This is a genomic window from Halodesulfurarchaeum sp. HSR-GB (assembly GCF_031432215.1).
GTDB lineage: Archaea > Halobacteriota > Halobacteria > Halobacteriales > Halobacteriaceae > Halodesulfurarchaeum.
This window is the reverse complement of record NZ_JAVKGN010000001.1, coordinates 989785-1010126: the sequence shown is the minus strand read 5'-3', so window position 1 is coordinate 1010126 and position 20342 is coordinate 989785. Positions and strand designations below refer to the sequence as shown.

At 66.2% G+C, this 20342-nt stretch carries 21 protein-coding genes and 1 other RNA gene; 11 read left to right on the top strand and 11 right to left on the bottom strand.

Translation table 11 applies throughout. The features are described 5' to 3' along the window. The first annotated feature begins 11 nt into the window (after window positions 1-11). Window positions 12-371 (top strand): DUF5518 domain-containing protein, encoded by a 360-nt coding sequence (locus tag RH831_RS05330; protein WP_310553216.1) that lies wholly within the window; start codon window positions 12-14, stop codon window positions 369-371. On the opposite strand, the gene RH831_RS05325 is transcribed toward RH831_RS05330, so the two are convergent. Both RH831_RS05325 and gnd read right to left on the bottom strand, forming a co-directional pair. Further along, entirely contained in the window at window positions 372-1025 is a 654-nt protein-coding gene (locus RH831_RS05325; RefSeq protein ID WP_310553215.1) for a cob(I)yrinic acid a,c-diamide adenosyltransferase, read from the bottom strand. It lies immediately after the preceding gene. A gap of 48 nt (window positions 1026-1073) precedes the next feature. Beyond that, entirely contained in the window at window positions 1074-1967 is an 894-nt protein-coding gene (gene gnd / locus RH831_RS05320; protein ID WP_310553214.1) for a phosphogluconate dehydrogenase (NAD(+)-dependent, decarboxylating), read from the bottom strand. A gap of 191 nt (window positions 1968-2158) precedes the next feature. Here gnd and RH831_RS05315 point away from each other — a divergent pair, with 191 nt between their 5' ends. Beyond that, the gene (locus RH831_RS05315; protein ID WP_310553213.1) at window positions 2159-4783 is read left to right on the top strand and encodes a valine--tRNA ligase; all 2625 of its coding nucleotides are present in this window, start codon (window positions 2159-2161) and stop codon (window positions 4781-4783) included. On the opposite strand, the gene RH831_RS05310 is transcribed toward RH831_RS05315, so the two are convergent. Further along, on the bottom strand, window positions 4784-5680 hold the full coding sequence (locus RH831_RS05310; RefSeq protein WP_310553212.1) for a DMT family transporter: 897 nt from the start codon (window positions 5678-5680) through the stop codon (window positions 4784-4786). Window positions 5681-5754: 74 nt separating this feature from the next. Beyond that, window positions 5755-6088, bottom strand: an RNA gene (rnpB, locus tag RH831_RS05305) — RNase P RNA component. Between the two features lie 147 nt (window positions 6089-6235). Here rnpB and RH831_RS05300 point away from each other — a divergent pair. The 3 genes from RH831_RS05300 to RH831_RS05290 are packed head-to-tail and all read left to right on the top strand — an operon-like array spanning window position 6236 to window position 9074. Beyond that, the gene (locus tag RH831_RS05300) at window positions 6236-7210 is read left to right on the top strand and encodes an extracellular solute-binding protein (protein ID WP_310553211.1); all 975 of its coding nucleotides are present in this window, start codon (window positions 6236-6238) and stop codon (window positions 7208-7210) included. Next, window positions 7207-8040 (top strand): ABC transporter permease, encoded by an 834-nt coding sequence (locus tag RH831_RS05295; protein ID WP_310553210.1) that lies wholly within the window; start codon window positions 7207-7209, stop codon window positions 8038-8040. Before RH831_RS05300 ends, RH831_RS05295 begins: the two co-directional genes overlap by 4 nt. After that, complete coding sequence (locus tag RH831_RS05290) at window positions 8037-9074, top strand: ABC transporter ATP-binding protein (RefSeq protein WP_310553209.1); 1038 nt, start codon at window positions 8037-8039, stop codon at window positions 9072-9074. The genes RH831_RS05295 and RH831_RS05290 overlap by 4 nt, the downstream gene beginning before the upstream one ends. Here RH831_RS05290 and RH831_RS05285 read toward each other — a convergent pair. Continuing rightward, complete coding sequence (locus RH831_RS05285) at window positions 9055-10215, bottom strand: nicotinate phosphoribosyltransferase (RefSeq protein ID WP_310553208.1); 1161 nt, start codon at window positions 10213-10215, stop codon at window positions 9055-9057. The two genes, RH831_RS05290 and RH831_RS05285, sit on opposite strands and share 20 nt — an antisense overlap. A gap of 125 nt (window positions 10216-10340) precedes the next feature. Here RH831_RS05285 and RH831_RS05280 point away from each other — a divergent pair, with 125 nt between their 5' ends. Further along, complete coding sequence (locus RH831_RS05280; RefSeq protein ID WP_310553207.1) at window positions 10341-11552, top strand: MFS transporter; 1212 nt, start codon at window positions 10341-10343, stop codon at window positions 11550-11552. A 63-nt stretch (window positions 11553-11615) separates the two neighbouring features. After that, window positions 11616-12290 carry a hypothetical protein gene (locus RH831_RS05275; protein ID WP_310553206.1) on the top strand — a complete coding sequence of 225 codons (675 nt, stop codon included), beginning with the start codon at window positions 11616-11618 and terminating at the stop codon, window positions 12288-12290. On the opposite strand, the gene RH831_RS05270 is transcribed toward RH831_RS05275, so the two are convergent. Then, window positions 12287-13759 carry an Hvo_1808 family surface protein gene (locus tag RH831_RS05270; protein ID WP_310553205.1) on the bottom strand — a complete coding sequence of 491 codons (1473 nt, stop codon included), beginning with the start codon at window positions 13757-13759 and terminating at the stop codon, window positions 12287-12289. The two genes, RH831_RS05275 and RH831_RS05270, sit on opposite strands and share 4 nt — an antisense overlap. A gap of 48 nt (window positions 13760-13807) precedes the next feature. Continuing rightward, window positions 13808-14629, bottom strand: coding sequence for a hypothetical protein (locus RH831_RS05265; RefSeq protein ID WP_310553204.1), 822 nt, complete (start codon window positions 14627-14629; stop codon window positions 13808-13810). A gap of 92 nt (window positions 14630-14721) precedes the next feature. Here RH831_RS05265 and RH831_RS05260 point away from each other — a divergent pair, with 92 nt between their 5' ends. Next, window positions 14722-16008, top strand: a complete 1287-nt coding sequence (locus tag RH831_RS05260) for a dihydroorotase (protein WP_310553203.1) — start codon at window positions 14722-14724, stop codon at window positions 16006-16008. On the opposite strand, the gene RH831_RS05255 is transcribed toward RH831_RS05260, so the two are convergent. After that, a complete protein-coding gene (locus tag RH831_RS05255) occupies window positions 16005-16637 on the bottom strand; it encodes a DUF5806 family protein (RefSeq protein WP_310553202.1) in 633 nt (210 codons plus the stop codon). The genes RH831_RS05260 and RH831_RS05255 overlap by 4 nt on opposite strands. A gap of 77 nt (window positions 16638-16714) precedes the next feature. On the opposite strand from RH831_RS05255, the gene RH831_RS05250 reads away from it, so the two are divergent. The 3 genes from RH831_RS05250 to RH831_RS05240 are packed head-to-tail and all read left to right on the top strand — an operon-like array spanning window position 16715 to window position 18734. Continuing rightward, the gene (locus tag RH831_RS05250; RefSeq protein WP_310553201.1) at window positions 16715-17083 is read left to right on the top strand and encodes a universal stress protein; all 369 of its coding nucleotides are present in this window, start codon (window positions 16715-16717) and stop codon (window positions 17081-17083) included. Continuing rightward, complete coding sequence (locus RH831_RS05245) at window positions 17080-17613, top strand: GNAT family N-acetyltransferase (RefSeq protein WP_310553200.1); 534 nt, start codon at window positions 17080-17082, stop codon at window positions 17611-17613. The genes RH831_RS05250 and RH831_RS05245 overlap by 4 nt, the downstream gene beginning before the upstream one ends. 41 nt (window positions 17614-17654) lie before the next feature. Then, window positions 17655-18734 carry a recombinase RecJ gene (locus RH831_RS05240; RefSeq protein ID WP_310553199.1) on the top strand — a complete coding sequence of 360 codons (1080 nt, stop codon included), beginning with the start codon at window positions 17655-17657 and terminating at the stop codon, window positions 18732-18734. Here the strand turns inward: RH831_RS05240 and RH831_RS05235 are convergent, their stop codons facing one another. The 3 genes from RH831_RS05235 to msrA form a co-directional block, all read right to left on the bottom strand. Then, window positions 18735-19169, bottom strand: a complete 435-nt coding sequence (locus RH831_RS05235) for a DUF5807 family protein (RefSeq protein WP_310553198.1) — start codon at window positions 19167-19169, stop codon at window positions 18735-18737. Between the two features lie 62 nt (window positions 19170-19231). Next, window positions 19232-19675: a 30S ribosomal protein S6e gene (locus tag RH831_RS05230; RefSeq protein ID WP_310553197.1), complete on the bottom strand. Its 444-nt coding sequence runs from the start codon at window positions 19673-19675 to the stop codon at window positions 19232-19234. A gap of 56 nt (window positions 19676-19731) precedes the next feature. Next, window positions 19732-20265 (bottom strand): peptide-methionine (S)-S-oxide reductase MsrA, encoded by a 534-nt coding sequence (gene msrA / locus RH831_RS05225; RefSeq protein WP_310553196.1) that lies wholly within the window; start codon window positions 20263-20265, stop codon window positions 19732-19734. Window positions 20266-20342 lie beyond the last annotated feature (77 nt).

The window sequence follows — 20342 nt, the reverse complement described above, 5'->3', positions numbered from 1 at the left end:
CAACGACGACTATGACGAATTGGCGTGCGGTCGGCATCGGATTCGGCGTCGAGTTCCTGCTGGGTATCTTCGGGTTTCTCCTCCCGGGCATCGGTCACATCGGCGCGGGGCTGATCGGTGGCTTCGTGGCGGGGTACATCGCCGCCTCGGGCACCTGGAGTGGGGCCTGGCACGGCCTGCTGGCCGGCGCGATCGGCGGGGTCATCCTGGCCATAATCGCCGCGGCCCTGGTGACCGTCGTGGGCTCGCTTGGCTTCGGGATCCTGGGGCCGCTGGCCGGTGGGGGCGTGTTCATCCTGGCCCTCAGCATCGCACTGTTGCTCGCCATCGACAGCGCGATCGGCGGCGCGATCGGCGGCCTGCTCGCCTGATCAGAACTCGGTGCCTTTTCGCCCGGTCGTCCCCTCGTCGAAGGGGTGTTTCACCAGCGAAACGTTGCTGATCAGGTCGGCGTGCTCGCTGAGATACTCAGGGGACTCGTGACCGCCGGTGAGCACCAGTTCGAGGGAGTCCGGTTTGTTCTCGATGAGTTCGATCACGGCCTCTCCAGAGAGTAACTCCCGGTTCGCCGCGTAAATGAGTTCGTCCAGAATGAGCATGTGAACTCCCGATTCGGGATCGCTCTCGGGATCGAAGGGCGTCGAGAGATCCGCGTCGGCGGCCCCATCGATGATCTCGTTCGCTCGCTTGAGGCCGGCCTGGGCCTTCGCGGCGTGTTCATCGTCGTTCAACTGGCCGTGATGCCAACCGTAGTGACCCAGGTTCTCGTAGGTATACCCGGGCAGGGCCGCAATAGCGTTGTACTCACCGCGGATGTCCTCGACGCTCTGAGTGCCGCCCTTCATGAACTGCAGCAGGTGGACGCGATAGCCGTGGCCGGCCGCCCGCATCCCCATCCCCATCGCCGCCGTCGTCTTGCCCTTGCCGTCGCCCCACCAGACCTGCACCAGCCCGAACTCCTCGGGGGCACTCGGCTCGATGGGCTTGGCGGTCAGGGCCTCACCATCCGAATCGGATTGTGACATTATCCCACAGAAGACCAGCGATCACTTTGGGGGTTCCGATCCCACCACTCACTGCCGTTTGATCTCGTGGCGACCGAAGCCGTAGCGCAGTCGATTGGCCAGCCGGCGGGAGAGTCGCGGCCCGGAGCGGGAGTTAAAGCGCTCCGCGAGGGCCTGATAGATCAGGGGCAGTGGGACTTCCTGTTCGAGGGACTCCTGGACCGTCCAGGTGCCGGTCGAGCCACCGGCGACGTGGTCGGCCACGTCCCCCAGATCCGAGCCCTCCTCGCGGAAGGACTCCTCGGCCAACTCGAGCAGCCAGGAGCGCACGACCGCCCCGTTGGTCCAGGTGCGGGCGATGTCTTCAAGATCGAGATCGTAGCGGCCCTCGGCCAGAAGTTCGAACCCCTCGCCGTAAGCCTGCATGAGCGCGTACTCGATGCCGTTGTGGACCATCTTCACGTAGTGACCGGCCCCCGAGGGGCCCATCAGTTCGTGGCCCTCCGGACCCGTCGCGACCGCGTCGAAGACCGGTTCGAGGTCGTCGTAGGCCCCTTTTTCGCCGCCGACCATGAGCGAGAAGCCGAGTTCGGCCCCGGCCGGCCCGCCGCTGGTTCCACAATCGAGATACGTCGGCTCGATGCGCTCGGCCCGGTCGATCGAGTCCTCGAAGTGGGAGTTGCCGCCGTCGATTACCACGTCATCGGCGTCGAGATGCGGCGCGAGTTCGTCCAGCGCGGCGTCGACGGGATCACCGGCCGGCACCATCAGCCAGACGTATCGCGTCGGGGACAGCGACTCGGCCACGGCCGGGATCGAGTCGACGGTCTCGGCCCCCATCTCATCAGCGCTCGCCCGGGCCGCCTCGTCGATGTCGAAGGCCACCACGTCGTGCCCGGCGTCGAGGACCCGGTCCACGACGATCTGCCCCATGCGTCCGAGTCCGATTACCCCAAGTTCCATGGCTCTCCGTGTGGGGGCCACTCCGTTAGCGATTTCGATCGGAGACCGGGCGGAGAGCAACCTTTTTCAACCGAGACACGCCTGGCTCACATATGCGCGTCGTCGCCGTAGTACGTGAGTAGACACGCGAGCAGGCCCGACTCGTGTCCTTCTCGTGATTCGGACCGACAGCGACGACTCCATACTGATCCATGACAGCAGACATTCCCGAGAACTACGACCCCGAGCGAATCGAGTCCAGGTGGGCGGACTACTGGCTCGAGGAGTCGGTCTACGAGTACGAAGACACGAACGCCACCGACTACGTGATCGACACCCCGCCGCCCTATCCGACGGGGAATCTCCACATCGGGAACGCCCTGGGCTGGTGTTACATGGACTTTTTGGCCCGGTATCACCGGATGCAGGGCGAGGACGTCCTCTTCCCGCAGGGCTGGGACTGCCACGGCCTCCCGACGGAGGTCAAAGTCGAGGAGAACGAGGGCATCCACCGCACGGAGGTCCCCCGTGACGAGTTCCGGGAGATGTGCATCGATCACACCGAGGACCAGATCGACGCGATGCGCAGCCAGATGCGCCAACTGGGCTTCTCCCAGGACTGGGACCACGAGTTCCGGACGATGGACCCGAGCTACTGGGGGAAGACCCAGCGTTCCTTCGTCGAGATGGCCGAGAAGGAGTATGTCTACCGGGACGAGCACCCGGTCAACTGGTGTCCCCGGTGTCAGACGGCCATCGCCGACGCCGAGGTCGAGACCGAGGATCGGGAGGGCACACTCTATTACATCACCTTCCCCGGGATCGACAACGACGACATCGAGATCGCGACGACCCGGCCCGAACTGCTTGCGGCCACGGGCGCGGTCGCAGTCCATCCCGAGGACGACCGGTACGCCGACCGAGTCGGGGACACCTTCGAGGTACCGCCAGTCGGGCAGGAAGTCGAGTTGCTCGCCGACGAGGAGGTCGACCCCGACTTCGGGACCGGCGCGGTGATGATCTCGACGTTCGGCGACAAACAGGACGTCGACTGGTGGGCCCAATATGACCTGGAACTGCGACCCGTGCTCACCGAGGACGGCCGGCTGACCGAACTCGCCGGGGAGTACGCGGGACTCACCGTCGAGGAGGCCAAAGACCAGATTCCGGCCGACCTGGACGAAGACGGCCTCCTGAACGACACCGAACCCGTCGAGCAGTCCGTCGGGGTCTGCTGGCGGTGTGACACCCCGATCGAGATCCTCTCGAAGGACCAGTGGTTCGTGGAGGTCCGCCAGGACGAGATCCTGGAGAAGGCCCAGGAGGTCGAGTGGATCCCCGAGCACATGTACGCCCGCCTGGAGGAGTGGACCGAGGGGATGGACTGGGACTGGGTCATCTCCCGCCAGCGGGTCTTTGCGACCCCGATCCCGGCCTGGCAGTGTGAATCCTGTGGCCACTGGGAGATCGCGGACGAGGCGGAACTCCCGGTCGAGCCGACCGAAACTGGCCCCGAAATCGAGGCCTGTCCGGAGTGTGGCGGCACCGAGTGGACCGGCGAGACAGACGTGATGGACACCTGGATGGACTCCTCGATCTCCGCGATGCACGTCGCCGGCTGGCCCGAGGCGGAGTTCGAGCCGGTCGCGCTGCGCGAGCAGGGCCACGACATCATCCGGACCTGGGCCTTCTACACCCTGCTCCGGACGGCCGCACTAGAGGACGAGCGACCGTGGGACACGGCGCTGATCAACGGCATGGTCTTCGGCCCGGACGGCAACAAGATGTCCAAATCACGGGGCAACGTCGTCGCGCCGGACGAGGTGATCGAGGAGGAGAGCGCCGACGCCTTCCGACAGGCGATGGCCGTCGGTGGGCGACCGGGGGCCGACGTGCAGTTCCAGTGGAAGGAGGTCACGGCAGCCTCCCGGTTTTTGACCAAGCTCTGGAACGTCTTCCGCTTTGGCGAGAGCCATCTCGAAGCGGACACCCCAGAGGTCACGGCCCCGGCCTACCGGGACACCGACAAGTGGATCCTGGGTCGGCTTGCGGCGGTCACCGAGGAGATGGAGACGGCGATGGACGAGGAGCGCTTCGACAGCGCCGTGCGGGCCCTTCGGGAGTTCGTCTGGGAGGACCTCGCCGATGACTACCTCGAACTGGTCAAAGGCCGCCTGTACAACGGCCGACCCGGCGAGCGGGACGCCGCCCGCTCGACGCTGTACGACGTGCTCTCGGCGGTCGTGCGCCTGCTTGCCCCGTTCAGCCCGTTCATGGCGGAGGAGGTCTGGCAGCACCTGCCCGGAACCGAGGGGAGCGTCCACCAGGCGTCGTGGCCAGCGACCGATATGCCCGACGGCGAAGGGGCTGTCGGCGAGGTCATCGCCGAGGCCGCCCGGACGGTCCGGGCCTGGAAGTCCGAACAGGGCATCGCCCTGAACGAGGACCTCGAACGGGTTGAACTGTACTTCGACGAGCAGCCCGAACACGGCGTCGACACCTACGACCTGAGCGAGACCGTCGCCGCCCCGATCCGGACGGCCGTCGGCCGCCCGGACCTGGCGGAAGTCGCCACGGGCGTCGATCCCGACGAGGCCCAGATCGGGCCGACCTTCCGAGATCAGGCCGGGGCCGTGATGGCTGCCCTGGAGGACATGGATCCGGACACGGTCAAGGCCCAACTCGACTCCGGCGGGCCGGTCGAAGTTACAGTCGACGGCGAACCGACCGAGATCGACCCCGAGATGGTCTCCGTACCGACCGAGTTCCGCACCGAGGCCGGCGAGGAGGTCGCCGTGCTCGAAGCCACGTTCGGAACGATCGTCGTCGTCCCGTAGTCAGTGCAGGCCGATTTTCGCGAGGAGCCAGCGACGATGTCGCCGCGTCGTCTGGACGAGTGTGACCCCGCCGAGAATCAGGACGGCCCCGAGTACCGTTCGCAAGGTAAGTGATTCGCCCAGGATCGTCACACCCAGGAGCACCGTCGCCACTGGCTCGGCCGTCCCGAGGATGCTGGCGTGAGTCGCTTCGATCCGCGTCAGTCCCTCGTAGAGCAAGAGCAACGGCATGCCGGTGCCGAGCACGCCGATTCCCAGGACGATCCCCCAGTGGGTCGGTCCCTGTGGCGGGTGGAAACCGGCCCGGGCCCAGACCAGTCCGATCGTCGCGGCGGTCACCACCAGCACGTGGGCGGTCAGGTGGGTGGGATCGGTATCGGCCACCAGGAGCCGGCCCGCGACGTTGTAGATGCCGTAGCCAGCCGCGGCACTCGTCACCAGCAGGATCCCCAAAAGCGAGATCTGGCTGGCATCGAGTCCGACGACCATGACTACCCCGCCGAGTGCAAGGCCCAGCGCCCCCAGCGCGGTTCGGGTCACCTGTTCTTCGAGCAGCGGCACCGAGAGCCCGAAGACGAAGATCGGGTAGGTGTAGAAGACGATCGCCGTGAGACTCGCGGTCATGAAGGCGAGCCCGCGAAAATAGGCCAGCGTGAGCGCGGCATAGAGCAGCCCCAGCACCACCGTCGCGTAGAGCGGTCGCCCCGAGAGTACGGTTAGGTCGTTTCGGACGAGGAGTACGCCCCAGACGATGGCCGCACCGATGCTGAACCGGAAGAAGAGTAGCGTCGGTCGACTCAACCCCGTGGCTTCGGCGAATTTCCCGAAAATGGCGAGCGTGCCGAGTCCCGTCGCTGCGACCAGGACCATCAGCCCGCCGACAGTGACCTCTCGCATTGTCGGTGGCTTTTGTCGGGGTCGTCTTAAAGGCGCGTCCGCGAAGAGTGCCGCCGCTTCGAGTTCAAAAGCTGGGTTGCGGTTCGTAAGCCCCCTTCTGTTTCGACCCGACATTCGGCTACGCGTCCGCGCAGACTGCCGGACTACCATTCACGCGGACTTGCACCAGCGAGGGATGGCCGTTCCATCGGTGCTTCGCCGTCGTCCCTCGGTGGGGTCGCTCCGGGGCTTTTTCGGGAATCCTTTTTCGCCCCGGATCCGCACACCTCATCGGTCGAGCGAAGCCGTGTCGTTTCTGTTCCATGGCCCGACGGTCTCCCGTCCCGGGCGTGTGCCCGATCGCCTGTCCGGCGGTGGGGGGACTTTCCTCATGCCCACTTGGGGCACGGGGGTCGGGCGTCCGCTACCCAGTGAGCGTAGCCGACGGGGCCACCTAAGGGGTTCGGTCACCCCGGGCGGTAGTGATTTTGGTTGTATTGGGCCGATCGTGGGACAAAATGTTACCTTCGACGGTTTCTAAAAAGGTATAAGAAACCGAAGAACGTTACGTCAGCCATGACGAGTCCGGTATCGGATACGGTCCGGAGCAGGTGGGCTGGAACCGGCCACGACGGCGGAACGCTTTCGAGGCGAGGGTTTCTCCAGGCCGCCGGTGCGGCCGGTCTGGGCACCCTCGCTGGCTGTCTCGGCGGCCATTCCGACGTTTCGGTGCTTTCAGCGGGGAGTCTCGCGACGCTCTTCGAGGATACCATCGGGCCGGCGTTCGGTGACGCCCACGAGTACGGGTACCGGGGCGAGTTCCACGGTTCGAACGCGGTGATGCGGATGGTCCTCGACGAACAGAAACGGCCCGACGTGATTGTCAGCGCGGACGCCGAGTTGCTCCGCACGCGCTTGCCCGACGACGTCGCCCCCTGGGACGTCGTCTTCGGGTCGAACGCACTCGTGATCGCCTATGGGCCCGAGACGACCGTCGGGGAACGACTGGAGGCCGACGAACCCTGGCACGAGGTCCTCAGCGAGGCCGACGCGGAGATCGCCCGCTCGGACCCCGACCTGGATCCGCTGGGTTACCGGGCACTCCAGCTGTTCGATCTGGCAGAACAGTACTACGACCGGGACGGGCTGGCCGCAGCCCTCACCGAGAACCTGGTGATCGACCCACAGGAGGCCCACATTCTGGCCCGCATCGAGGCCCAGGAGCGGGCCGCGGCGATCGTCTACAAGAACATGGCCGTGGACCACGACCTGCCCTACGTCGAACTGCCTTCGAAACTGGACTTCTCGAACCCCGAACACGCCGAATACTACGCGCAGGCGACCTACACGACCGAGGACGGAACCACCGTCGAGGGCGCACCGGTGCTCTACAACGCCACCGTCCCGAGTACGGCCCCCAATCCCGAAGCCGGGCGGGCCTTCCTCAGGTTCCTGCTCTCGAACCCGGAGATGCTCACCGAGAACGGCCTGGTCGTCACCGACGCCTTCCCGCGACCACACGGGCCGGTTCCCGAGGAGGTCTTGCCATGAGCTACGCCGAGTCGGTCCGACAGATCTCCCGGGGCCACTACGGCTTTGGCACCCGAATCCTCCACGAGAACGGCGTCTTCGCGCTGCTGGGCGCGGTGCTTTTCGTGTACCTCCTCTATCCCTTCCTGTCCTTTTTCGTGTGGGGCCAGGGACTGGGAACGGGGGCCTTCTTCGACCCCAAGGTCGTCTCGGCGGTGAAGTTCTCGCTGCTCTCGGCGCCGGTTTCGACCGCACTGGCGACGGTCTTTGGGGTTCCCCTGGCGTACGTGCTGGCCCGGACCACGTTCCCCGGGAAGGTCGTCGTCGACGCCCTCGTGGTGCTCCCGCTCGTGATGCCGCCGGTCGTCGGCGGCGTGATGCTCCTCTCGGGCTTCGGCAGTTTCACCCCGATCGGGGCGGCCGCCGCCTCGCTCGGTCTCCCGCTCACCGATAGCTACCTCGGGATCGTCCTCGCCCAGACCTTCGTCTCCTCGCCCTTCGTGGTCATCACGGCTCGGTCCGGGTTCGCGTCGGTCGACCGCGAAATCGAGCAGGCCGCGCGAAGCCTCGGCAAGGGCCCCATCGAGACCTTCCGCCTCGTCTCCCTGCCCCTCGCACGTGGGAGCATCCTCGCGGGTGTGGTCCTGACCTTCGCCAGAGCGATGGGCGAGTTCGGCGCCACGATGATGACGGCCTACCACCCGAGCACGATGCCCACCCAGATCTGGGTCACGTTCATCTCGGAGGGCATCGCGGCGACGACCCCGCTGGTGATCGTCCTGCTGACCCTGGGCTTTCTGGTCGTCCTGGCACTGCAACTGGCGGGCAAACGGATCACCCTCGCCGGATGACCCTGGAGTGTTCCCGCCTGGAACGGCGGTACGACGATTTCACCTTCGGGCCGGTCGATCTCACGGTCGAACCGGGCGTGACTGCGGTTCTCGGCCCGTCGGGAAGCGGCAAGTCCACGCTGCTCTCGCTGGTCGCCGGGTTCGAGCCGCCTGATGGCGGTACGATCACCGTGGACGGCACTCGGATCGACCAGCGCCCCCCGGAGGACCGGTCGGTCGGGATGGTCTTTCAGAACTACGCGCTCTTCCCGCACCTCTCGGTTCGGGAGAACCTGGAGTTCGGGGCGGTCGGAGCGGAGTCCATCGAGTCGACGGCCCAGCTGTTGGAGATCGAAGCGCTGCTCGACCGGGACCCGAAGACCCTCTCGGGCGGGGAGGCCCAGCGGGTCGCGCTGGCCAGGGCGCTCGTCTCCGACCCCTCGGTACTGTTGCTCGACGAACCGCTCAGTAGCCTCGACGCCCCGATTCGTCGCCGGCTCCGGGTGGAGTTGCGCGACGTCCTCGCCGACCTGGACATTCCGGTGGTGTACGTGACTCATGACCAGGAGGAGGCCGCGGTCGTCGGCGACCGGCTGGCAGTCCTCGAGGACGGTCGGCTGGTCCGTGAGGGGCCTGTCGAATCAGTCTTCGAGCGACCGGAGAGTGCCTTCGTCGCGGAGTTCCTGGGAATCGAGAACGTCTACCCGGCGACGGTGCGTACCGAATCCACGAATGGGACTGTCGTGACGGTCGACGGGGCCGAACTCCTGGCTGCGGGCGAGCCACCGGACGGTGACCTGGCGGTCGCGATGCACCCGGAATCGATCAGCCTGAACGGCCAATCACGGACCGACGGCGACTCGAACAGTCTGGACTGCACCGTCTCGCGGGTCCTCACCCAGCACACCGACGCGACGGTGCTTTTGGACTGGCCCGGCCCGGACTATCTCACAGCCACCGTGAGCAGGCAGATCGCGGGCCAGCTTCGGGTGGGCGACACCTGCCGGGCGACGATTGCGCCCGCCGCTGTGCACCTCACGCGTCAGGATCGCTGACCGGATCGACCCGCTCGATGTCCCGGGCGGCCCGGTCGATCGTGGCGTCCAGATCGAACTCGCGGGTGACCGTTCCGTCCTCGATCACCGGTTCCAGGAGTGGCGTCCCGCCGGAGGGACCCACCCGGTCGACGAGCGCGACGTGATGGCCCCCGTCGGGGGTCCGATAGACCTGCTTGGTGCCGGAGAGTTTCCCGCGCTTGGCCGCCGGTTCGCCCTCGACCTCGACGATGTCGAGTGCGAAGTCAACGGGGTCGGCGTTGCTCACGAACCCGCCCACGCCGAAGCCGTCGACGTGCTCGCGGAGCCGCTCAAGATCTGCCGGCCCCAACCCGCCGCTGACGAAGATGTCGATGTCGTCCAGGTCTCGGGCTGTTAGTTCCCAGCGGACCTCGCGGACGATCTGCTCGAAGTCGCCCCGTCGCGAGGAGGTCGTATCGAGTCGCACGCTGTCGAGGTCCTCGCCCAGTTCCGCGGCGGCCCGGAGGACCTCATCAACCTCGTCCGAATAGGTGTCACAGAGCGCGACCCGCGGGGCCGCCGCAGGCATCGTCTCGTCGTAGGCTCGCCAGGCCGCCTCCTGGTTGCCCCGACCGAAACAGATCAGCAGCGCGTGTGGCATCGTTCCGCCGGCCTCGCGGCCGAGCACCTCGCCTGCAGCCACGTGGGAGAAGCCGTCCAGGCCACCGATGAGCGCCGAGCGCTCGACGACGGCGGCGATCGAGGGGTGGACGTGTCGAGCCCCGAAGCTCAGGACCGTGGTCTCCGGGGCCGCTTGTCTCGCCCGCATCGCGTTCGTCGCGATTCCGCTGGCGTGTGAGAGAAAGCCCAAAAGCGAGGTCTCGTAGCGGGCGAAATCGAGGTAGTTCCCCTCGATTCGCATGACCGGTCCGCCGTCGAACAGCGTCCCTTCGGGGAGTGTCCACACGTCGATCGGCAGCCCCGAGAGGAGTTCGACGGCGTCTTTGACGCCGGCGAGGAGTTCGAACTCCCCGTCGGAGAACTGATCGGCCGTCACCTCCGCGACGACGTGGGGATTCGTGTCGGTCGCTTCGAGTGTCTCGACCGTGCGGTCGAAGTAGGCGTCCGTCGCCTTCCCCGACGCGATCGTTTCCGGCGGGATGATGTCGAAGGCGGTCACCGTGTGACCCTCCGAACTGTGTGCATAATCGGTCTACCACGGCCCGGGCGAAAAACCCTACCGCTCTCCGGTCGCCCCGAGGACGAAACGGTCTTCTCTAACCCAGTGTGAACTGTCCACCGTCGATGAACCCACTCCAGTCTATCGCTCGTTCGATCGCCGCCCTGCGAGGCGAGGGCCGGGGCCGGATCCTCGCCACCGTGGCGACGGGCTGGGGCCTCCTCGTCGGGACGCGGATGAGCTATCCCGTCCTGCTTCCCTACATCCGCCAGAGCTTCGACCTCTCGCTTTCTGTCGCCGGGCTACTCGTCACGATCATCTGGCTGGGCTCCGCGCTCGGCCAGCTCCCCGGCGGGATCCTGGCCGACCGGTTCAACGAGCGCTATGTCATGACCGCGGGGCTGGCGGTCGTGGCGGGGGCCCTCTCGATCGTGGCCCTGGTCGGCAGTCCCATCGCGGTCTTCGTGGGAACCGGCCTGGTCGGCGTCGGACTGTCGCTGTACCCGATCGCGCGCATCACTGTCCTCTCTGACATCTACCCCGACAATATCGGGAGTGCCCTCGGGGTGACGATGGCGACGGGGGACATCGGCCAGACGGTCCTCCCGCCCGCAGCCGGCTTCATCGCCGGGGCCATCGCCTGGCAGATGGGGTTCGGTATACTCGTGCCACTCTTCCTCCTGCTCGCGGGGCTGGTGTGGGCGGTCGTTCCGGACAGCGATCCCTCGGCCGGGACGGAAGCCGGCGAGCGTGCCATCTCACTGGAGCGTGCCCGGGCGGTGATCGAAGAGTTGCGAACCCGGACGATGTTTCTCACCACCGTCGTGCTCTTCGTCTACCTGCTGGTCTGGCAGTCCTTCACCGCCTTCTATCCGACCTACCTGGTCAACGTGAAAGACCTCTCGCCGGGGGTGGCCGGGACCGTGTTCGCCCTGTTCTTCGGCGTCGGGGTTTTGGTCAAACCGGTCGCAGGGGCCGCTTACGACCGATACGGGATGCGCGCGTCGCTTCTGGCGGTCCTGATCGGTCCGGTCTTCGGCCTCGCGGTGCTCCCGGCTGTCGAGGGGCTCTGGACGCTCGTCGGCCTGACGGCAGTCATCAGCACCATGCTCGGATCAGGCGCGATTACCCAGTCGTATCTCGCGGATACGATTCCCGAGCGCATCCGCGGCACCGGCCTGGGCGTGGTGCGAACCACGGCCGCCACGCTAGGGTCGGCCGGCCCAGTACTCTTCGGCGTCGTCGCCGATCGGGGCTACTTCGACGAGGGCTATCTCCTGCTTGCCGGCCTGATGGTGCTGGTCGTGGCGCTCACAGTTTTGATGCCCCGCTCCTGAGCTGGCGTACATGTACTTTGGCGATCATATAGAACTATTATAATGAAGAACCTAACATAATGTATGCAACGACGCCGTTTCATCGCCTCCAGTGTGGCAGTGGGCCTCAGCCTACTCGCTGGCTGTAGCGACAACCAGGAGCCCAGCGACGGGACGACCACCACCCCCGAAACGACGACCACCGACGAGTTGGACGAATCAGACGGGGACGAAACCGACGCCGTCCAGTTCGGGAACGTCTATAAACTCGAAGCGGACTACGCGGTCGACATCCAGTACGACGACCCGGAGCGTGGACTCACCGGCTCGGCAACAGCCAGGTTCGAAGGGGATGACTACTACCAGCGAATCGAAGACACGTCGACTGGTGACGTTTACGAGGTCTATCACGTCGACGGGACCGACTACGTCGTGATCAACGGGGAGACCTGCATCAAGAATCCCGGCGCGAGCGTGGAACCCGAGGAATCGGATGTCGACACAGAGGCGGACACCTACGCCGAGAAGCCCGACGCCGATCTCACCGCGAAGGGCACCACGACTATCGACGGCGAGACCGTCTACGTCTTCGAAGTGACCGGCGAGGACGTGGAGGGCACCCTGACGATCTACGTGAGCCAGGCGACTGGCTACCTGCGCCGGGTCGAGTCCGACTGGGGCCGCCTGGACTTTCACTCCTGGGGGGACGTCGAGCCCATTACCGCCCCTGATATGGAGTGTCAGGACTTCTCCGGCTAACCACTCGCGTGCACCGCGTCCAGTTCTTCGACCGTGGGTGCGTTCACGATAGTCACGGTGGTTCCTGATCGAGTGACCCGGAAGGCATCGGCAAATTTCCCCTCGTCGATCCGGTACGTGTCGGATCGACCCTCGACGGCCCCCGCACCGTGATAGTCAAGTAACTCCTCGTAAGCGGCCTGGAACTCGCGGGCGTCGGTTCTCGATTCCCAGGCGATCTTCCAGACGTAGCCCGTCTCGTTGGTGACCGCCGAATCGTTTTGCACGTAGGGGACCAGCCGCTCGCCCGCCCAGCCAGTCGTCGCCGGGTGGGAGTAGTTGTACATGTCGAGTGAGTCCTCGGTGCGGAAGAAATGGCGATAGGGGATCACCACGTCGGTCACCTCGTTCCGTTCGGTGGTCTCGACGTGGCTTGGATACCAGAGCATGACATAGAGGCCTCCCTCGCCGAACTGGGCGTAGTCGATCGCGCCCTCGCCCTGGTCGGGTACGGACCAGTCCGGTCCGGATCGATCCTGCACGGTAACATGCTGGGGTTTGTTATCCGGATACCGTTCAGGGTGGATCGTCTGCTCGGTGCTCTCCGGCGGGCGGTCGTAGACCGCGTTCACGCCGGCCCAGCCGGATTGCTGGCGAATCGACTCGACGAAGACTGGCCCGTCGCTGTAGGGCTGAAGTCGCAGGGCGAGCATGCCCATGTGCGTGCTCGAACCACCGCCTCCGCCGCCGCTCCCGTCGGGCATGATCAGGTCCTCGCTGTAGCGTTTTTCATAAAGGTAATCGACGTAGTTGCCGTCCCCTTCGATGATCCCCAACTTCGCGTTGTGGCGCTCCTCAGTGTCACCGGAGAGCTTTGAGACCTCGAAGGTCGACTCCTGGACCGCGTGGAAGAGTTCCTGGGCCAGCGTGACCTCGTTCATCTGGAGCGGCGGCCCGCCGTCCGAGACGATGGTGATACTGTGATTTCCCGGGGCGTAGTAGCCCAGCACGGCCGAGGCGGTGTTCGCGGAGCGCTGCTGGATCGCGCTCTCGTCCTCCCCCAGGAAGAAGGTGGCCTCGAACTTGACGTTCTGGTGGAGCCGCTGGGCCGTGGAGTGGTTTCGATCGGAGAGACTCCGATTGCGGAAGGTCGCCCGGTCGATGATCTCGACCGGCACCGGCTTTTCGAACTCCAGGCCACGGATCGCCTCGACACGGGCCATGCCCCGGGCGACCACGGCGTCGAGTTCCGAGCGGTTGAGCCCGTCGCTCGGATCGACATCCAGGGTCTCGTTGTGCCAGTAGCCGTCCTCCCACCCAAGCCGGTCGGTCTCCGGATCCGGCGGCGGATTCGAGGTCGGGGTCGGATCGAGTCCGGTGGCGGTCGGGTCCTCGCCACCGGGTTCGAATCCCTGCGGTGTCGGGGCCCCGACACAGCCAGCCGTGACGAGCAGCACGGCCAGCGCGAGCGCCCCGAGTCGACGACGCATGGCTGCCGGTCGGTGAGCCAGGGGTAAAATGCTGCCGCCCGCGGCGGTTCAGTCGACGGTGACGGTGACCGACTCGCCGACCGAACAGGCCAGGTCCGGGCAGATGAGTTTGGCACCGAACCGGTCACGACCGAGGAGCAAGGAGAGGCCGGTGATCGGCTGGCCGTTCACCCGGACCGTCAGGTCGGGCCACTCGACGGTGCCAGTCCCTGGAGTGAGTTCGGTCCCGAGCAGGGAGGCTGGACCGTCTCCTTGGCGGCCAGGGATAGGGTGGACGCCGCCGGTCTCGTAGTGGGGCAGGCCGCCGTCGAGGACGTACTGGCCGGTGTCATCTGCGAGCCCCACGAACCCTTCGCCCGGAGCGGGATGGGCTGGCGAATCGAGGACGGCGTAGGTCTCCCCGGCCTCCCCGATCGTTCCGGTGCCGTCCCAGCCCACGCCATCGACCGGGACCCCGAGTTCGACCGGGAGCGACCCGCTTGCGCGGACGGGATCAGTGCCGTACTCGCGGAAACCGAGGTGGACGTGGTTGTCGACCCAGGGGGCGAAGTACCCGGATCGGACGAGATTTCCCAGGGGATCCCCGATCTCGACAGTCTCGCCTGCCTCGACGTCGGGATCGACGTGGAGGATCCGGGCGAGTTCCGAGCCGGTGTCGATCACGAGCAGGTAGTCGTGTTCGGCGGCGTAGGGCCGGCTGGGCGCCCCGGCCTGCCTGTTCATCGTGACCGTCCCGGCGACCGGGCTCGGGGCCACCGCTGTCCCCGGATAGAGGTCGATGGCCCGGCCCCCGCGATGGGCCCGGTACGGGGAGTTGTAGCGAGCGACGCGCGGAAACGGCTCCAGGGCGGCGGCCCCCAGCGTGACCATGGCTCGACTTTGTGGGCCGCAAAATTCACCCCTTCGGTCGCGGCCACCTGGGATCCCGGCAGCTTTAGGCCCGTTCCGAGAGAGCCACTGGTATGCAGGTATTCCGCAACGCGACCTTGCCCGACGGACGGGAGCGGGACGTCGCCATCGACGGGGAGACGATCGAAGCGGTGGGCACCGACTTGGACGGCGAGACGGTAATCGACGCGAGCGAGAAGTGGCTGTTCCCGGGCATGATCGACGTTCACGTGCACTTCCGGGAGCCGGGCTTCCCCGAGAAGGAGACCTGGACGACCGGCAGTAAAGCGGCCGCAGTCGGGGGCGTGACGACCGCCGTCGACCAGCCGAACACGGACCCGCCGACCGTCGACGGCCCGAGTTTCGACCGGAAAGCGGAGCTGGCCGCGGCCTCGCTGATCGACTGGGGGATCAACGGCGGGGTGACGCCGTCCTGGGACCCCGAGACGCTGTTCGATCGCCCGCTCTTTGCCCTCGGCGAGGTCTTTCTGGCCGACTCGACCGGGGACATGGGGATCGATCGATCGCGCTTCGAGGACGCACTAAAGCGGGCCCGGGAGGCCGAGACAACCGTCACCGTCCACGCCGAGGACGCCACGAAGTTCGACGAGAGCGTTCGTGAGCGAACAGACGCGGCAGCCTGGAGCGACTATCGCCCCCCGGAAGCCGAAATCGCGGCGATCGACGTGGCCGCAGAACTGGCCGACGAGATCGGCGGGCCGGTGCACATCGCCCACACCAGCACGGCCGCGGGGATCGATCGGGCCGCCGAGGCCGGCCTGACCACGGAAGTCACACCCCATCACCTGTTCCTCTCGCGGGACGACCTCCCCGAATTAGGCACGTTCGGGCGGATGAACCCGCCGCTCCGGGCGGAATCCACTCGCCGAGACGTGTTCGAGCGGGTCACGGACGGAACCGTCGACGTGATCGCGACCGATCACGCCCCCCACACTCGCGCCCAGAAGGACACGGACATCTGGTCGGCCCCGAGTGGCGTCCCGGGCGTCGAGACGGCCCTGCCGCTCCTGCTGGGAGAAGTCGCCGCCGATCGCCTGGATCCCAAGCGGGTCCGGGACCTCACCGCTCGCAACCCGGCCCGGATCTTCGACCTGTCCGCGAAAGGACGAATCGAGGCGGGGGCCGACGCCGACCTCGTGCTGGTTGATTTCGACGCGACCCGGAAGATCCGGGGCAAGGACCTCCACGGAAAGACCGACTGGACGCCCTTCGAGGGGAAATCCGCCGTGTTCCCGGAGCTCACGATGGTTCGGGGCCAGGTCGTCTGGGAGACCGAGGATTCAGCAGGGCCAGCGGGAGAGTTCGGTGCGCCCGTCGGTGCGAACGTCCGGACCGACTAGCCGTCGCCGCCGAAGGAGTGGCCACAATTCGGGCAAGTGTGTTCCTCTTCGCGGAGTTGCTCACTCGCCTCCCGGACCTCTCTCATCACCGACGAGATGCGTTCCTCGCCGGCTAACTCCTCCTCGACGGCCAGATCAACGCCCTCGACTTCGAGGAGGAACTTCGCGACTTCGGTGGCCTCGTACATCACCTCGTCGAGTTCGTCGGCGGTGAAAAAACCGCTCATCGCCCCGTAGAGGAAGGTTGCCCCGGCCATCCGGACCTTCTCCTCGAAGGCCGATCGAGCCTGGTTGACCGCCTGGGGCGAGTAGGTGTCGGTCATAAACGGCACCAGCTCGGGCAGGTTCTCGCCGATCTTGGTCATCTCGACGCCGGTCTCGGTCCGGAAGTCCGCACAGAGTCGGGCGATCGCCCACTCGCGGGCCGTGATGTAGGTACGATCCCGCAGAAACTCGTTGACCCGCTCGTAGGTCGCCCCGTCGACTTTCTTGAAGCGCTCGTACTTCGCGACGTCGTCCGGAACGGCTGCTGTCTCCGCCGGATCGACCGAGAGCAGCGATCGAATCGCGTCCGGCCCGGCGGCGACCCGGCGATTCGGCGGCGCAGACGCCACCGGATCCTCGTCCATACCGCCCGTTATGAGTGGGTCCGCAAAAGGGTGACGGGGAGCGACATATATTTTAGACGGAGCGGCGATGAACGGCTATGAAAGTCCTCTTCGGGATCAGCACCGGGTCGGACTCCCTCGAAGCGCTCCATCGAACCGTCGAGCGAGCCCGCGACGTCGGCGACGAACTGACCGTTGCCGTCCTCGAACATCCCGACGACGAGGGCCCGATCGACGAGTTCGAACAGTCCGTTCGCGAGGCGATCACCGAGGAGTTGCCGGCGATCGACCTGCGCCGGGTCGAGGGGCATCCGGGGAGTCGACTGGTAGAACTCGCCGAATCGGAGAACTTCGATCGCATCGTCCTGGGGGGTGGCGAGCAGAGCCCGATGGGCAAGATCCGGATCGGGTCCATCGCCGAGTTCGTCCTCCTCAACTCCCACGTGAGCGTGACCTTGCTCAGATGACCGACCGCCGTTATCCAGACGCGCCGGCCGGGCCGTTCCCGACTCCGCCCCAGACCTGGACGGACGAGGACGGTCGGCCGATCGAGATCGAAGTCTGTCAGGGGGACCGGGCGGCGCTCCTGGAGATGTACGCCGACTTCGATCCCGCCGAGCGCGCCCAGGGCATCCCCCCGGTCGGCGAAAGCGCGATCCGGGACTGGCTTGATCACCTCCTCTGTGAGAACTGCTACAACGTGATCGCCAGACACGAGGACCGGATCGTCGGTCACGCGACCCTGGTGGGGGACGGTAACGGGGCCTACGAGTTGGCGATCTTCGTTCACCAGGACTATCAGGGCGCTGGCATCGGGACCACGTTGCTCGAAGCCCTCCTGGGTCACGCCGCGGCCGACGGGGTCGAGTACGTCTGGCTGACCGTCGAGCGCTGGAACAAGCCGGCGATCCGGCTCTACCGGAAGGTCGGGTTCGAGGGCACCGGCGCGGAGGACTTCGAGCGGGAGATGAGCATCCGACTGGGCGATCCCGCCTAGTGGACCGGGTCATTCTTACCGCGTGGTGCCGTCCCACGAGTATGCAAGATTGGGTCATCGACGACCAGAACCTCTCGCCCGAGCGGAAGTCCCTGTTACCTGGCAAGGGGTTTTTCATCCCCGATACGGTCGAAGACGAAGTCAAAGAACGGGAGATCGAGTCCCGAGTCAGCGGCGCGTCGGTGCTGGCTGTCGTCGATCCCGACGCCGACGGCCTGGGCTGTGTGGCGATCCTGCGGGATGTCCTCGGCGAAGCGGCGTTCATCCCCGCGAGCCCCCACGAACTCGCCGACGGGATCGAACAGGCCGCCGAGTTCGGCGAGGCGGGTGGCGAGGTCTTCATCTGTGACCTGGCCCCGGACGATCCCGAGGAGATAAACGAGGCGCTCGCGGGCCTCACCGAGCACGCCGGCGCAGTTACCTGGTACGATCACCACCAGTGGACCGACGCGGCCAAAGAAGCGGTCCGGGAGGCGGGTGTGGAACTGGTCGTGGGGGACTCGGAGACCGAGTGCACCGCCGACGTCGCTGCCCGCTCGCTCGACGGGGACATCTCCCCGCACCTCGAAGAACTCGCGGCAGTCACCCGCGATCACGACCTCTGGATCAAGGAGGACGACCGCTCGGACGACCTGGCCGATTTCTCCCACTGGAGCGAACCCGAGGAGTACCTGGAGGTCATCGAGGAACACGGCGTCGACTTCCCCGAGGAGGTTCAGGAATTCCTCGCCGAGCGACGGGTCGAAAAGGAAGACCGGATCGAACGGGCCGTCGCGCGGGCCGAAATGCACGAGATCCGGGACTGGACGGTCGGTGTGACCTACGGTCGGTGTTCCCAAAACGAGGTTGCTGAGACACTTCGCGAGCAGGGCGCGGACGCGGCGGTCATCGTCAAGCCTGCCGGGAGCGCCTCGATCCGCGGGAGCGAGGACTTCGAGCGCGCCCACGAGGTCGCCCGGCAGGTCGGCGGTGGCGGCCATCCCCGAGCAGCGGGCTGCAAGCCGCGCATCTACGAGGACATGCTGGATTATGCCAACCACTGGACGACTCGTGGCGAGCCCGCCAAACAGCTCATCATGAAGGGCTTCTGGAACCTTCCCGACGAGCCGGCAGAAGAGTAGTTAGTTCGACTCCGCGATCCACTTCTCCGAGAACGCCGTCCCACACGAGCACTGGGCGTAGGCGTGGATCACGTCACCCTCCGCGTAGAGCCCATCGACATCCTCGTTTTGCTCCTCGGCGAAGGCAAAGAGAAGTCGCAGTTCGTGTGTCCCATCCTCGCCCGCATCCGGGCAGTCCGCGTCCGTAAGCGAGCGGTCGACGTGCCCCTCCGTGGCCATCGCCTCGCTCGCGAACGCCATCGGATCGGTCCCGGTCGCGGATTCGAAGGCGGCCCGACCTGCATCCCCGGGGACCACCAGCAAGACCCCGTCTTCGGTGGCCGACGCGTAGGGCTGCTCGGCGAGCGAGTCGACGTCGGTCGCGTCCTTCGAGAGGTAGGCGGCGACGTGGTCCGGCCGGTCACCCGAAAGAAACGCTTCGATGTCCGTGGTCATGCCCGCTACTTGGCGAGAACGGGGAAAAGGACGGCGGAGTCAGACCGACCCGGGAACTGGATTTACTCCTCGTCGTCCTCGTCCGCTTCGTCCGCTTCTTCCGCCTCGGCCTCCTCGTCTTCGGGCTCTTCCTCGCCCAGCGCGACGGCGACGGAACCCTCGCCTTCCGTGACCTGCACGTTCAGCTGGGCGACGGCCTCGGAGACCTCCCGCCCCCGAACGGTTACACGACGGCGCTCGCCGTCGCGGTCGGGGTTGAACCCGACACCACCCTCCATCAGGATTTCGGAGAGATTCGAGCCTTTGACGTCGCCGCGCATCGGGCGGCCGGCGTCGTCGGAGCCACCAGTGATCTCGACGGAGAACCCGTCGAGGCCGACGGCGGTGCCATCGACGGTGTCGCCGATTTCGCGACCCATGAATCGGTTTGCGTCCTGCCCCTCGACTTCGCGCGTGAACGATCGCCCCGTCTCCGGGTCGGAGACGACGACGCTGAACGTAGCCATAGTCGTGTGGACTGCTCCGGGCGTCAAAAGGGCATCGAACCCGTCTGCCGGTCGGACTACTCCTCGGAAAAGGCCGCCTGCACCTTCTTGACCTTCGGCTCGACGTAAAGCGTGCAGTACCGATCCTCGGGGTTCTCCTCGTAGTAGTCCTGATGATACGGTTCAGCCGGATAGAAGGTATCCAGGTCCTCGATTTCGGTGACGATCTCCTCATCGTAGGCGTCCTCGGCGAGCAGGATCTCGATGAATTCCGCGGCAGTCTCACGCTGTGTCATATCGTGGGCGAAGATCGCGGATCGGTACTGGGTCCCGACGTCGGGCCCCTGTCGGTTCAGCTGGGTCGGATCGTGGACGCGAAAGAAAACCCCGAGGAGATCGACATAGGAGACGGTATCGGGGTCGTACTCGATCTGGACGCACTCGGCGTGGCCGGTTTCGCCGGTCGAAACTTCCTCGTAGGAGGGGTCGGGCACGTCCCCACCGGCGTAGCCGGCGGTCACCGACTGCACACCGGGTACTTCCTCGAAGGCCGCTTCGGTACACCAGAAGCAGCCGCCGGCGAACGTGGCCAGCTCGGGATCGGTTGTCATACACATACTTCGGGCGATCGAGCCAAAAGGCCACCGGCAGGGGCAGCCAAGCCGGTCGAACCGACGAGTGCAAACCC